Source organism: Sporosarcina obsidiansis (assembly GCF_009651005.1).
Lineage (GTDB): Bacteria > Bacillota > Bacilli > Bacillales_A > Planococcaceae > Sporosarcina > Sporosarcina obsidiansis.
On sequence record NZ_WHVW01000002.1, the window covers coordinates 139,206 to 153,839 of the forward strand.

The 14,634-nt window shown below is 40.0% G+C and carries 12 protein-coding genes; 3 read left to right on the top strand and 9 right to left on the bottom strand.

Features of this window, described 5'->3' with window-relative positions:
- Positions 1-118 precede the first annotated feature (118 nt).
- Together GD002_RS02260 and GD002_RS02265 are read left to right on the top strand one after the other, a co-directional pair.
- On the top strand, positions 119-1,078 hold the full coding sequence (locus GD002_RS02260) for a TIGR01212 family radical SAM protein (protein WP_153730708.1): 960 nt from the start codon (positions 119-121) through the stop codon (positions 1,076-1,078).
- Positions 1,075-1,674: a class I SAM-dependent methyltransferase gene (locus tag GD002_RS02265; RefSeq protein WP_153730709.1), complete on the top strand. Its 600-nt coding sequence runs from the start codon at positions 1,075-1,077 to the stop codon at positions 1,672-1,674. The genes GD002_RS02260 and GD002_RS02265 overlap by 4 nt, the downstream gene beginning before the upstream one ends.
- Positions 1,675-1,738: 64 nt before the next feature.
- Here the strand turns inward: GD002_RS02265 and GD002_RS02270 are convergent, their stop codons facing one another.
- The 6 genes from GD002_RS02270 to GD002_RS02295 all read right to left on the bottom strand — a co-directional run bounded on the left by GD002_RS02270 (position 1,739) and on the right by GD002_RS02295 (position 7,523).
- Entirely contained in the window at positions 1,739-2,470 is a 732-nt protein-coding gene (locus GD002_RS02270; protein ID WP_153730710.1) for an SDR family NAD(P)-dependent oxidoreductase, read from the bottom strand.
- Between the two features lie 16 nt (positions 2,471-2,486).
- Positions 2,487-2,633: a hypothetical protein gene (locus tag GD002_RS02275; protein WP_153730711.1), complete on the bottom strand. Its 147-nt coding sequence runs from the start codon at positions 2,631-2,633 to the stop codon at positions 2,487-2,489.
- Between the two features lie 145 nt (positions 2,634-2,778).
- The gene (locus tag GD002_RS02280) at positions 2,779-3,444 is read right to left on the bottom strand and encodes a 3'-5' exonuclease (RefSeq protein WP_153730712.1); all 666 of its coding nucleotides are present in this window, start codon (positions 3,442-3,444) and stop codon (positions 2,779-2,781) included.
- A gap of 72 nt (positions 3,445-3,516) precedes the next feature.
- Positions 3,517-5,445, bottom strand: coding sequence for a DUF294 nucleotidyltransferase-like domain-containing protein (locus GD002_RS02285; protein WP_153730713.1), 1,929 nt, complete (start codon positions 5,443-5,445; stop codon positions 3,517-3,519).
- A 176-nt stretch (positions 5,446-5,621) separates the two neighbouring features.
- The gene (locus GD002_RS02290) at positions 5,622-7,169 is read right to left on the bottom strand and encodes a solute symporter family protein (protein ID WP_153730714.1); all 1,548 of its coding nucleotides are present in this window, start codon (positions 7,167-7,169) and stop codon (positions 5,622-5,624) included.
- A gap of 27 nt (positions 7,170-7,196) precedes the next feature.
- On the bottom strand, positions 7,197-7,523 hold the full coding sequence (locus tag GD002_RS02295; RefSeq protein ID WP_153730715.1) for a DUF485 domain-containing protein: 327 nt from the start codon (positions 7,521-7,523) through the stop codon (positions 7,197-7,199).
- 458 nt (positions 7,524-7,981) lie between these two features.
- Here GD002_RS02295 and GD002_RS02300 point away from each other — a divergent pair, with 458 nt between their 5' ends.
- The gene (locus GD002_RS02300; protein WP_153730716.1) at positions 7,982-8,650 is read left to right on the top strand and encodes a GntR family transcriptional regulator; all 669 of its coding nucleotides are present in this window, start codon (positions 7,982-7,984) and stop codon (positions 8,648-8,650) included.
- Between the two features lie 84 nt (positions 8,651-8,734).
- Here GD002_RS02300 and brnQ read toward each other — a convergent pair whose 3' ends face one another.
- The 3 genes from brnQ to GD002_RS02315 all read right to left on the bottom strand — a co-directional run bounded on the left by brnQ (position 8,735) and on the right by GD002_RS02315 (position 14,573).
- Positions 8,735-10,081, bottom strand: coding sequence for a branched-chain amino acid transport system II carrier protein (gene brnQ, locus GD002_RS02305; protein WP_153730717.1), 1,347 nt, complete (start codon positions 10,079-10,081; stop codon positions 8,735-8,737).
- Between the two features lie 266 nt (positions 10,082-10,347).
- Positions 10,348-13,422 (bottom strand): AAA family ATPase, encoded by a 3,075-nt coding sequence (locus GD002_RS02310; RefSeq protein ID WP_153730718.1) that lies wholly within the window; start codon positions 13,420-13,422, stop codon positions 10,348-10,350.
- Positions 13,419-14,573, bottom strand: coding sequence for an exonuclease SbcCD subunit D (locus GD002_RS02315; RefSeq protein WP_153730939.1), 1,155 nt, complete (start codon positions 14,571-14,573; stop codon positions 13,419-13,421). Before GD002_RS02315 ends, GD002_RS02310 begins: the two co-directional genes overlap by 4 nt.
- Positions 14,574-14,634 lie beyond the last annotated feature (61 nt).

The following is a 14,634-nucleotide window of genomic DNA, read 5'->3' on the forward strand; positions in this document are numbered from 1 at the left end:
TATTGAATACAAGTCTTCCCTGTAGCTTTTTGTCGTATACATGCAAGTTAGATTGGTTTTTGTATGATTTATAATCGTTACACGTGGTACAATGTCTGTTGTAAAGGAGCTGGCTACGATGATTCAATCAAACTTTCCGTTCCCTAGCGAAGGGAAACGGTATCATACATGGTCTCGACATTTAAAGGATACATTCGGATGCAAAATTGCGAAAGTAGCACTAGATGCAGGATTTGATTGTCCCAATCGTGACGGTACAGTCGCGCATGGTGGCTGTACATTTTGCAGTGTTGCGGGTTCCGGAGATTTCGCCGGAGACCGGGTTGACGCAATAGATGTGCAATTCACGGAAATTAAGGAACGATCACAAAGGAAATGGAAAGACGCGAAATATATGGCCTATTTCCAAGCCTACACAAATACCCACGCTCCCCTCCCTGTACTTAAAGAAAAATTTGAAGCTGCTTTAGCACAAGAAGGGGTTGTCGCCCTCTCGATCGCTACCCGTCCAGATTGTCTCCCGGATGACGTTGTAGAATATTTGGCAGAATTAAATGAGCGAACGTACCTGTGGGTTGAGCTTGGTTTACAAACCGTTCATGAATCCACTGCTAAATTGGTGAACCGTGCGCATGATTTTGAGTGTTACAAAGAAGGCGTGGATAAACTGCGGAAACATGGGATTCGTATTTGCAGTCATATTATTAATGGCTTGCCTGGCGAAACAGAAGAAATGATGATGGAAACAGCACAAGCTGTGGCGAAGCTTGATGTACAAGGAATTAAAATTCATTTGCTTCATTTGTTAAAAGGAACACCAATGGTCAAGCAGTATGAAAAAGGAAAGCTGGAATTTCTGACGAAAGAAGCCTATATCAATCTGGTGGTGGATCAGCTAGAGATTATGCCACCTGAGATGATTGTTCACCGCATTACTGGAGACGGACCCATCGATCTATTGATAGGACCTATGTGGAGTGTTACGAAATGGGAAGTGCTGAATGGCATTGATGCGGAACTCGAAAGAAGAGACAGTTGGCAAGGGAAAAAGTATTTGCATGAGGTGAATATCGATTGACAGAGATTTTATTGCACCGCGTACTGCCAATCGCAAAACGACTCATTTCAGAACGAGTACAACTAGGAGAGACAGTGGTCGACGCAACGGCAGGCAATGGGAATGATACGTTGTTCTTAGCTGAATTAGTTGGCGATAATGGAACAGTCTTTGCATTTGACATCCAACAACAAGCACTCGATACGACCAAGCAACATGTGGGATCTTTAGCTGATCGCGTTTCCTTAATTCTCGATAGCCATGCAAATGTGCAACAGTATGTAAGTGATGAGATTGGTGGCGCCATGTTTAACTTAGGATACTTGCCATACAGTGACGATCAAAGTATTATCACTAGGCCTTCATCCACGATTGCCGCACTCGATGCACTTCTCGGCTTACTGAAGAAGTCTGGAATTATTACCATTACAGTTTATGATGGGCATGAAGGCGGAAGTGAAGAACGCGATGCTTTACTTGACTATGTGAAAACTTTACATCAAGGCGATGTGCATGCTGTTCGTTATGAATTATTGAACCAGAGAAGAAATCCTCCATTTTTAATTGCACTGGAGAAAATGAAAGATTTTACTCAAGTTCGGAAAGTGGATACATAATAAAAGTAGACATTCTATAATCCACTGTGACTTGATAACTCAAGTTACAGTGGATTTTCTACAATTACCAGCCAGTCTGACGAATATCCATAATAGGATCTTCCACGGCAATAAAATCCGTTTCTTTTATAACACGTAGTAGTTTACTAGCAGTATCTGCGGCTGAGCTCAGCTGTCCTTGTTCTTTGAAGGCAATAAATTTCTCTAGATGAGGAAACTGTTCATTCGAAGAAGAACGAATCGTCTCTTGCATGCCTGTATCGATAATTCCTGGTGCAATAGATACGATTCCTACCGGATATTTCGCTTGTTGCTGTTCTACTGCAATCACTCTTGAAAAATGATCCAATCCAGCCTTTGTTGTGCAATACATAGCCCATCCTTCATATGCACTACGTCCCGCTCCAGACGAGATATTCAATATCTTTTTCGCCCCTCGAAATTCTACTAATTCTGCGATAAACGTATTCGATAATTGAATAGGAGCTGTCAAATTCACATGTATTGCATTCTCAATTTCTCGCGCATTTAGCGAACCTACTAAACCTATTGGATCAATAACACCGGCGTTGTTGATTAAGGTGAACGATTCAGCTTCATTTTGATGACGGTTCACAATATCCGTTACCACATTTGAAGCTTTTTCGAAGTTTGTAATATCTACTTCCTGTATTCCTTGCAATCGATCTGGATTTGTTCTGGCCATACCGTAAACAGTCGCTCCAGATTCGATAAATTGCTTGTAAAGTTCTTGTCCAATACCTTTAGACGCCCCAGTTATAATGACAATCTTCATTTACGCACACCTCTTCCTACAGTAATTGACTGCTGACCATTTCTATATTTTCTTGCGTCATACCAATTGACATTTTGTCCGGTAGTTCGAAAAATAGAATCCAGCAGTATAGTAAAATAGCAACAATGATTATGGTCAACAGAATCGTCTGACGCCTATTCATTTGGTCACGCTCCTTAAAAATGTTCAGCAATACGTTGTATATTTACTATAGCATATGCATGAATACATGAACTGAAGAAATCATTTTATAAACACAAACAGTCCGTCATTCGAATCTTCATGAATGATGGACTGTTCAGTATGAATCACGATTGGGAAACAAATGTATGCGTGCCGCCATTTTTAATACGCAATAAATCAGCAAGTGTCTTGATACCTTGACGATCTAGCTTTTTCAACAATTCCGTGAATACATATGCGGTGGTGAGAGCGTCACCTAACGCACGATGTCGATCAAAAACTTCTGTTCCAAATATCCGTGCATAGTCTTCTAAATCTTGCTGTTCACTTGCTGGATCCAAATAGCGAATTAAATGCATCGTATCAAAAGAGGTCGGAGTTTCAAATGTATAGTTCTGTCGTCCCAGTTCTTTTTTTATCACCATTTCATCAAAGTTCACATGGTGCCCTACCCAGCCACCGCTTTTATTTTCTTCTATAAATGCAAAGTATTGTTCAATAGCAGGCAAAGATAAAGGTGCTTGATCGACTTGTGATTGCTGTATGTTTGTCAGCTTGCTGATTACGGGGGGAATCGCACGTAAAGGATTCACAAATGATTGAAATACCCGATCTGTTACATGGAATCCTTCCACTTGCACCGCACCAATTTCGATTAGTCTATCATCTGCCCCGATCGCAAAGCCTGTTGTTTCTGTATCGAATACAGTGAAGCTCATTTCTTGTAGTGGCGTATTAAGCTGCAGAGATTGCTGTAGCTCATAGGTTAACTTTTTCTTCTTCCAAAACATGATATCTTGCCCCCTCTCTATATACAGTACATTGTGCATAATAAATACATAGAGACCTTCGTCTATAATAATTTATAATTTCGATAATAAATGTGCTTGAAGCGCTCTGACCGTATCTAAAGTGGTTCGTAATTCATTTAGTTCCCAACGACGGAGTTTTCTCAAATCTATTTCTGTAGAAATCGCTTCATTTCGCAAATGTTTTTCCCATGACATGGAAATTCGAATACTTAATGATATTTCATACGCATGACGTACTTCATCCGCAAAATCCTTAGTCAATTTTTTCTTTTTCTGTAACGTAGCAATGATCTCCAATGGAGTCGCATTGATAATCCCATTATTGACGCCTAATATTTGCAGGCAATGATGCAACGGAAACAATGCATGTTTCTTAATATCAATGATATCTGCTTTGCTACGTCCTCTAAATAATGTTAGGAAATTCTGTTGCAATTGAGGTATCGGTTTCTCCCTCTCCTGTTGCGCCATGTAATAAATGAACGTAGAAGATTTCCGTAGTTGTCCATTCACCAAAGTAATGAAGCGATCATTCACGGAGGAGTTGCCATAAAGGAATCTAAAAGATAAAAAGTTATAGCCTAGTAAGATCTGCTCAGGCGTCGACTGAAGCGCCCATTGACGAAGACGCTCTCTCCAGTCGTTCAACGTTCCTCGCCATTGCGTCTCACTTGCCATCATAAATCCTTTACATCTAGTATACCCCGCCTGTTCTAAATGAACGACAATTTCATTCCCTAGATGTTGAAAATATGTTGCAACTTGTTGTGCTTCGTTTGACGAAACGTCTTCGTACACAAGGAAATGATCCTGATCGGTGAGCATGAATTGTTCTCCTCGCGCACCGCTTCCCATCTGATACCAGGCGAAAGGCACGGGCGGCGAGCCTTTCCCTTTATCTTCAAGAGATTGAACAGCGAGCATGACACAATGCTTGGCTAGACGATCATAGAATTTCGTGATGATTTCCAACGTATGGATTGTGGAGATTTCATCATGAATCAAATTAGATAGCACATCGTAAATTGCAGCTTTCACAATCGGTAAATTCTCAAATGAAGATTCTTCAATCGTCCGCAAAATATTCATGGAGTTTCGATCACGTTTTGTAATCAGCGTAGCAAACGTCACAATACCTACTGGTTTGCCGGCTTTCACGACTGGCAAATGTTTTATACCATGTTTATAGAATTTCGTTAGCGCTTCATAATAATAGTCCGTCAATCTTACAGTATGAGGTTTCTTGGTCATAATATCCTTAGCCAATAATTCTGATGAGGAACCTCCACCAGCTATCACTCGTTCCACTAAATCTTTTTCAGTGACGATTCCGAGCAATTTACCCATTTGATCCGTTACAATGACGGAGCTGACAGATTTACCGATCATCAACTCTGCAATTTCCTTCGTTTCTGCCTCCGCATGAATCGTAACGACCGGACTATTCATGAAATCCTGCACTCGACGCACATATGGTTCACTTTCCCCATACTCATCCGCTAAACGGACTTGCTCGCCTAGCGAAGTATAAACGTTTGCAAGACGCAATGACATCTTACGTAAGACATAATCTCTTACCTGCTGATCATCCATTCGCTGTTTGATCACTTCATATGGAACCTGAAGACAGATGGAGTTCTCTGCAATTTCCATATCGATATGGTGTTTATCAAGCGGACGAGCCATTTCACCTAAGTAGTAAGCAAAATTGGAAAAACCGATGATTTCATCTTCCTGAAGAACTTCCAACATGACGGAACTTCCATCCTGACCTTCTATGTGGACTTCAGCAGACCCTTGCAAAATGATCAACAATCCTTCTTGCGGAGTTTTAAAGTAGTTTGATTTCTCGGCTTTCTCGTAAATCTTTAATTTGCAGTCCATCAATAAGTTGTCAAACTCCTCTTCTGTCGTATCGACAAACAAAGGATTTTTATGGATTCTTTCATACAATGCACGATCTTTTATCGTCTGCAGCACTCCAAAACCTCCTCTTATGTTTGACTCGAATGGATTAAACAACTTAGTAACTGTTTGACATCCATAGACTCTTTCTACTCTATTAACATGTGAAACAGTTCAGTACATAAAAATAGCTTCCTCTTCTGACAAACTAGTAGAAGAGGAAGCGCAACTCTAAAATTTCTTACAATTAATTAGTTATCAAGCTCTTTGTAACCAGTTTCCGCCTTGAAACGGACTTCTGCATACGAAACTTCAAGCTCTTCATGACGCTTCGCACTTAAAACCGTACCAAGCCATGCACCGATGAAACCAGCTGGAACAGAGAAGATCGTAGGAAGCGCATACGGGAAGATTGGTTCTCCTGTAAATAATGCAGCTCCTTCAACTGGGTTCCATACACTTGGACTCATTGCCACAAGTACCAGCGCGACGATTAACCCCGATAACATAGATGTAACAGCGCCTGTCGTATTAAAACGCTTCCAATAAATTGTCATAAGAATTGTCGGAACGTTAGCAGAGGCTGCTATACAGAAAGCTAACGATACTAGGAATGCAACGTTTAATTTTTCAGCGCCTAGTGCTAGAATGATAGAGAATACACCGATTCCAATGGAAGCCCAACGCGCAGCATTCACTTGCTGTTTCTCTGTCACATTTCCATTTTTAATAACTTGACCATAAAGATCGTGAGCGATTGCAGATGCACCAGAAAGTACTAGACCTGCAACAACTGCTAGAATTGTTGCAAATGCAACTGCTGCTACGAAAGATTCAAGCGCATTACCACCGAGAACACCGGCTAACATTGGTGCAGCCATGTTTCCGGCAGCATTTTCCGCAATAATTGCATCTGCCCCAACAAATTTAGCAGCTCCAAAACCAAGGAAAATTGTTAGTACATAGAAAAGACCAATAATCCAAACAGAATAAATTACAGAAGAACGTGCAGTCTTCGCATCTTTAACGGTGAAGAAGCGCATCAAGATATGCGGAAGACCAGCTGTACCTAAAACAAGTGCTAGCAATACTGAAATGAGACCAATCGTATCTTTATAGACGACCCCCGAATGAAGATATGCTTCTCCATGTGGAGTAGCTGTTCTCATCGCATCGAACATACCAATAAAATTAAAGTTGAACTTCATGAGTACTAGGAACGAGATAATGATCGTACCTGCCATCAAAAGCAATGCTTTAATAATTTGTACCCAGCTCGTCGCAGTCATACCTCCGAATAAAACATAAATTAACATCATTGTTCCTACGATTAAAACGGAAGCATTATACGGAATACCGAAAAGTAGTTTAATTAACGCACCCGCACCAACTAATTGTGCAAGCATGTAAAACATAACAATTGTAATTGTGTTTAATGCAGCAGCTCCACGAACTTTTTTAGCACCGAAGCGAGCACCGATCATATCGGCCATTGTAAATTTACCTAGATTTCGAAGTGGCTCAGCGATTAGGAATAATACGACTAGATAAGCTGTCAGCCAACCTATACTATAGTAGAAACCATCGAAACCGTTAAGTGAAATCGCACCTGCGATACCAAGGAAAGAAGCAGCTGATAAGTAGTCACCAGCGATTGCCAAACCATTTTGCCAACCAGTCAATGATCCACCAGCCGTATAAAAGTCACTTGCTGTAGTTGTTTGCTTTGCAGCCCACCATGTAATATAAAGCGTCAATGCAATAACCGCAAAGAATATTAGATACGAAATAAAATCCATCTGCAGAACCCCCTTGTTTTAAGACGTTTATTTTAAAACGTTTTTTTCTATAATATTATCTACATCTGTATCAAAATGTTTAGCTTTATTCATATAAATGGAAGTGAACACCCATACCATGATAAACATTGAAAACGCATAAACCCATGTCCATGTCATATAACCAATTGCTCTTGTTTCTAAAATTTTTGTATAACCCGTTAAAAGCGGAAGTATGAAATACGCTGCAAAGAAGAATATGACATATGGTCTAGAAAAATTCTTTTTCCGTTTAATTAAAGCTTTAAAATCTTCTGTTTCGACAATTTTCTCATAGTCTATCGTGGATTTCCCACGTGTTGCTTGTTTGCTCATTTGTTAATCCCCCTTCTATTTTATCTAACTAAGTAAAACGAATTAACTGATCTCCCCCATCCCATCTGAAACCGCTTTCAATGAAATGATAAATAAAAATTATGCCACAGCGGAAAAAGAACTTTTTTTGTTATAGTACACATGTAAACAATACCAAAGACTTACTTAATTTGCAATACCTTTTTTAGAAGATTTGTAAAATTATATTTACTAAGATACAGCGACTTGGTATAAACATTAATCTATCAAAAGCGTATTAAAGTTACAAGAACAATTTTCAATAACTTTAAAATTTTATTATGTTCTTCCAAATATTCCTATTGATTTTTCACTTTTTTAGCCGATCCTATTTCCTACTGTTAAACAACACCAAAAAGATGTAGTATATTGTATATCAGTTAAAAGTAAAATAGTTCTTGTTATAATAGACATATAAAAGAGAAAGCTGGTGTAAAATCTTGCCTATACCAACGAATCACGCACAACCTGTCCGAAAAACGGCAAAGGAAAACGCGTTTAGTCAATTACAAAAGTGGATTATCGATGGTACGTTACAACCTGGTGAAAAGTTGAATGACGTAGAACTTGCGGAGGCGCTAGGCGTCAGTCGTACTCCAATACGTGAATCTCTTCAGCTTTTAGAGGTTCAAGGATTTGTTCAGATGTTCCCTGGAAAAGCAACGCAAGTAACCGCCGTTGATCGGGAAACCATCTCTGATCTATTGCCACCATTGGCCGCGTTACAAGCTCTATCAGCTGAGCTTTCTATTCCAAACTTGACAGAGAATATACTAAAGAAATTACGAGAAACGAATAGACGCTTTGCACAAGCAGTTGAAAAAGAGGACTATTTCCAAGCATTAAAGATCGATGAGAAATTTCATCAAATTATCGTAGATACTGCGGACAATCCTTATATTTCTTCTATGCTCGTATCATTGCAGGCGCATGTACGCAGATTGTTCTTCCACAATTCCATTATATTAACAACAAAATCGATTGTAGAACACGAACAAATAATTGATTTAATGAGTAAACGTGATGGTGAGCAAGTAACGAACGTCATGCGTGAAAATTGGTTACGAGCAATTGAGGAGTTTTATTCTTCAGAGGATGAGGATTCATAATTAATAATAGCTCATCTAGCACGACTAGATTAAAAAAAATAGAAACAGGACCCGAAAGAAAACGATTCGGATCCTGTTTTTGCTTTAGGTACTTTTATTAGACAAAACTGAAATACTGCCTGTAATAACTATTACAATCAAAACAGGGACTAACCAGCCGATGCCTTGTTCATAATATGGGATATATGTTTTATACGCCTCATTTACTGCAGTAAGCCAACTAGGCACTTGTTTTTCCACTAGTGAATAAAACTTTACTAAGGCTTCTATAAAACTGACGAGAAAGGCCGTAACCGTTGCTGTACTATAAACAATTCTTGATTGCCGAAATAGAGGGCCGAGAAATGTCAATAAAATTAAAACCATGGCTAATGGATAGAGCAACACAAGAACCGGTAAAGAATAGTTAATAATATTCGCCAACCCAAAATTAGCCACTATCAAACAAAACGTTGAAAAGATGATGACGAACAGCTTATAGCTGATAGCTGGAATAATGGAATGAAAATATTCCCCACAAGCTGTTAGTAAGCCGATCGCCGTTGTTAAACACGCCAACATGATGACTACGCCAAGCAATATCAAGCCAATCGATCCGAAATAATGAGATGCCGTCTGGCTCAAGACTGCTCCCCCAGATTTCAAATTGCCGAATAATTCAACCGATGTAGCACCAAGATACGCGATTCCCAGATAGATGATAGCTAGAAAACCAGCAGCCACAAACCCCGTTTTCGCAGTGGACGTCAAAATTTGCTTCTTATTCGTTATGCCCATTGCATGCAACGCTTTAATCACGATGATTCCAAAAACAAGCGAAGCGAGTGCATCCATTGTATTATATCCTTCTAGGAAACCTGTGAAGAACGGTGCTTCGATGTATGGTTTTTGCGGTGCTTGTATCGTACCCATCGGATTGATGAGAGTTAATGCAATTAAACCGATTAACAATATAATAATCAAAGGTGATAAATATTTTCCGATTCGGTCTACGATTTTCGCTGGATTCAATGACAGCCACATACTAATGCCGAAAAACAAAGCAGTGAAAAGAAAACGTGCCAAATCAACAGAAAATCCATTTAAAAAAGGAGCAACTCCAATATCAAATGCCACAGCTCCTGTCCGAGGTGCTGCAAAAAACGGACCAATTGTTAAGTACAATATCGATGTGAATAGTACCGCATAGATTGGATGAATACGGCTCGCTAAATCCTGTAAATCTTTACTTCCTGAAAAACCAATAGCTAAAATCCCTAAAAAAGGTAAGCCGACACCTGTAAATAAAAAGCCTAGCATTGCTTTCCAAATATGATCTCCTGCGAGCTGACCGAGCTCTGCTGGAAAGATTAAATTCCCCGCGCCAAAAAACAAGGCGAACAACATAACGCCTATGACGAGACTTGATGAAAACGATAATTTTTTCTCCATATGACTAAAAATCCTCCTACAATCGATCATACTTTTGTGTATGCAATATATTACGAATTCTAATATTACGCCTGATCATTTGGAAAATCAACAGGCTGCGTAATCATTTAATTTTTGGCTCTATTGCTAACATACTGACTACTTATTTTCTTTAAAAATGTAATCGCTATCATTATTTTTTTAGAAATACTACACTTATAAAACATGAAAAAACTGACCGAACTAGTGGCCAGTCAAATCATTTTTTATGATTGTCTCTTACTTGATTAGTTTAGTACAAATTTGGTCTTACTATACCCTTCTTTTAATTTAGTTACTTGCAATGTGGCAGGAATCGCTTCTTTCATCTCATCTATATGTGAAATGATTCCGATCATTCTTCCTGATTGCTGAAGAGCAATCAGTGTATCAATCGCTTTTTGAATGGCTTCTTCATCCAAAGCACCAAAACCTTCATCGATGAACATTGTCTCCATTCGGACAGCACCTTGGAAACTTTGGATCACATCAGCCATTCCAAGCGCCAAGCAAAGCGAAGCATTAAATTTCTCTCCGCCAGATAATGTTTTGACATCTCGTGTCTGACCAGTATAAGCATCATAGACATCGATCCCTAGGCCACTTTGCTTCCCTCTAGTTTCCTGGCGATCACTGCGAATTAATTCATACTGTCCATTTGACAATTCGCGTAATCGAATGTTGGCCGCTTGGATAATACGTTCCAAATATTCAATTTGAATAAATCGCTCAAAGGAAATTTTCAACTTGTTTTGCCCTCGGACAATATCGTATAGATTTGTGATTTTCCCGTGAGTTTTTTCTAGTACTAATTCACGTGCTTTGCTTGTTTTCAATTGACTATACAATTCTTCCGCTGACTGTTCCCTTGCCTGCGATTGGTTGTAAAGTCCAAAAGCCTGTTCATATTGTACTTTAAGAGTTACCACTTGCTGCTCCATTGCCTGGATATCGATTGGCTGTTTGCCTTCAATGGACTGCTTTATTTCTTCCACAGACGATTGTAAGGTATGAAGGGTTTGGACATACGTTTGCAAACTTTGTTGAATCTCTTGTCGGTTACTTAGAGATAGTTTCACTCGCAAATAACTTTCCTCGGTTGCAAATCCTTCTTCCTCCATTCGCTTTGTAAATATAGCCCGACTTTGATTTAATTTTTCTTTTATTTCTGCTACCGCTTGCTTTTCCATCTGCTCACGTGAATCCATCTGAGTTCGCAGCGTATTCGCTTCCTGTAATTGTTGCTGAACTTGTTTCCACGCCTCTTCCAACTGCCAGCTTACAGTTTCTTTCGCTCGTATTTGCTCCTGCAATATTGAAAGCACTCTTAGTCCTTCAGGTACAGATGAAATCGTATGATCATAAATCGCTTGCTTTGTTTCCAATTCACGTTTAGCAGTATTTAGTTGCTGTTCCAAGTCCTTTATTGCGATTAATCGTTCGGACATAGCAATTTCTGCTTGGGTATACATATCTCTTTTTTTCTTTAGTACATCACGATTCTTTCGTAACATGGCGACTTTTTTTTCAAGCTCGACCTGTTCCGTTCTATAATCACGTTCCAATTCGACTTGTTGTTCTTGTAGATCAAGTTTGATAGTTTCTAAATTTTGTTTAACTTGCTGTCTTTCGGCTTGCTTCGCATGGAAATCTTGCTCAATAGTTATCCATTCTTGCTTCGCTTTGTCCAACTGTTGCTTTGTAATCTGTTGTTCTTCCTTAGCAACTGCTTTCGCTGGATGGTGGGTACTGCCGCAAACTGGACAAGCGTCTTCATCTTGTAATGAAGCTGCAAGCATCACAGCTTGGCTTCCGATCCAACGATTTTCGAGTTCGTGATAAGCTACTGCCAACTGGTCTACTTTTTCTTTAGAGCCCTCGTATTCAATATTGACTCGTTGGAATTTGCGAACCATTTCATGATAGGTCTTCATTTGTCTTGATATCGCTGTAATGGTCGATAACTCATCCAGATGAAGCTCATAATCCTCCAGCGCGCTTTCCAGTTCTGTTATTTCTTTTTTCTGTGTACTAATGATAGCTTGCTGTTGTTCAAGTTCTTGGTTATTTTGTCTCAATTGCAAATCAAATTGTGCAACTTTTTTCTGCAGAATAGCTAATTTGCTTTGCTGTTCGTTGAGCCCCGAAACGATTGGGAGAAGTGTATTCAAATGAAGCAACTCTTCCTTTACTGCAGTTCTCTCCTGTTCACGAGCTTGATCCTGTTCGTAAGATACTGTCACGGCGGCAAGTTGTTTATTGGCATCTGAAAGCAAGCCGGCTGCCTCATGATACCTCTGTTCTTTCCTTTTCCATTCAACTTCATTCGATTTCACTTGTTGCTCCAAATCTTCCAAACGAGCTGCGCGTTCAGCTGCTCGAAGACGCTGTTCTAACAAGGTCATTTCGTTACGTTGAGCATGTACCTGTTGCAGCTCATTTTGCCGTAGCCGTAATTTTTCAAATTGCTCATTGATCATACGGGCTGAATGCAGTTCTTTTTGTTTGTCATTATGGATACTGTAAAGCCGCGTATACTCTTCATGTTTTTCAACCGATTGCGCTTGATAATATCTATGTTCTTCTTGCAATCCTGCAATCAACCGGTGGAAATTCGGGTACTCTGATGCTAGTTCAGTAAACAGCAAAGCGTCACGGGTTGGTAACTTCGCCGGAATCTGATGGAGGATCGCATCACTCACTTGTTTCTCACGTAGATAATCCGCGTTTGCTTCATCCTTTTTCATTTTTAATCGATCAACGATTTTCTGATAAGGTTCCGTTTTAAAGATTTTACGCATGATCGCTTCTTTATTGCCGGTATCAGATGTTAGGAATTTACGGAATTCCCCTTGTGGCAACATCATAATCTGGCTGAATTGTGCATGGCTAAATCCAAGTAGTTGCTCGATTTTTTCATTTACTTCCGTTACGATTTGCCGATCGACCACAGGGATCAATTGCTCGTCTTTTACTTCATGCAACTCACAGCGCCCTAAGGTATCCGATTTATTGCCTTGTTTTCTATAAGGTATCTGTCGTAGCACTCGGAATCTTCGATGATGAATATCAAATGTTAGTTCTACAGTCGTCTGAACAGAGTCATCCGCAAATTGGCTACGTAATGCTTTCGTATCGGTACGATCTTCTCCGCTCGCTTGTCCGTACAAAGCAAAGCATATCCCATCAAATATCGTTGTTTTCCCCGCTCCTGTCTTGCCAGAAATGACGAATAAGCGGTGATCTTTTAAATCTCGAAAATCCACGGTTTCTGTATCTTTATACGGTCCAAACGCTGTCATAGTCAATGTAATAGGCTTCATTCTCTGTCCTCCTCATTCAAGACGTCCCATAAAACTTCCGCAAACAATTTTTCTGTTTCAGCATCTGCTTCTTCACCTTGCAGCTCCTTGTAGAACGATGCAAACAACTCGCGGTCATCTTCTCGCTTTTGGACATTAACTACAGCCCCAATTCCCTCTGCAGACGATGTAAGGAGTTTCCGTTCAATATGCATGGCATTTGGGAAGACCGAGCGAATTTTTTCCATCGGCTGGATGGTCGGTACGCTATCCAATAATTTCACAAATACATAATCTTCGTTTGGCTCCTGAACAAGCAAATCTTCCATCGTGCCTTCAATTGTGCGCACGTCGTGTCTTGGAATTAGGCATCTTTTCTCTACCTCCACTTGACCATCCCCATGCAAATTGACGATGAGGTAGCCTTTCTCATGATGTTCTTCAGCAATGGAGTATTTCAAAGGAGAACCTGAATACCTAATCGTCTCTGTGCCAACAAAATGTGCACGATGCAAGTGGCCGAGCGCAGTATAATGGAATGGGTCGAATAAGTCAGAGGACACGTATTCTGCACCACCGATCGAAAGTGGTCTCTCTGCATCGCTCGTGTTCTCCTCCTTTTCACCATGTGGGGTAATAAAAGCGTGTCCAACGAATATATGTCTTGCCCGCGGATCCATCGTTTTTTTTATCCGATTTATAATTTCACGCATTGCTTGCTGATGGTTGGTTATCGAATTATCTTCCAATTTGTTGCATACTATAGATGGATCTGCATAGGGAATTAGATGAAAATGCACCTCTCCAAACGCATCTCGCAACACAACTGGCTGTAAGTCTGCAGACAATTCCCCTGTTATGTATAAACCTTGCTCTCTCATGAATGGACTGCCAAAATGAAGCCGGCTTGGACTGTCATGGTTACCAGCGATTGCTATAACAGGTGTATGTAGCTCCATCACGATCTCCTGCAATACTTCATTCAGTAATCCAACTGCTTCGGTGGGCGGTATGGCCCGATCATATAGATCCCCTGCAATGACGACAGCATCAGGCTTCTCCCGTTTGATATCTTCAATGAATGCTTGTAAAACAAAACGTTGATCTTCTGTCATATAGACACCTTGCACCAGCTTACCTAAATGCCAATCAGCTGTATGGAAGATTTTCAAATTCATCAACCTCTCTGAAATATGTGAGTTTTTTGACTTTTATTAGATAACCATCTATATT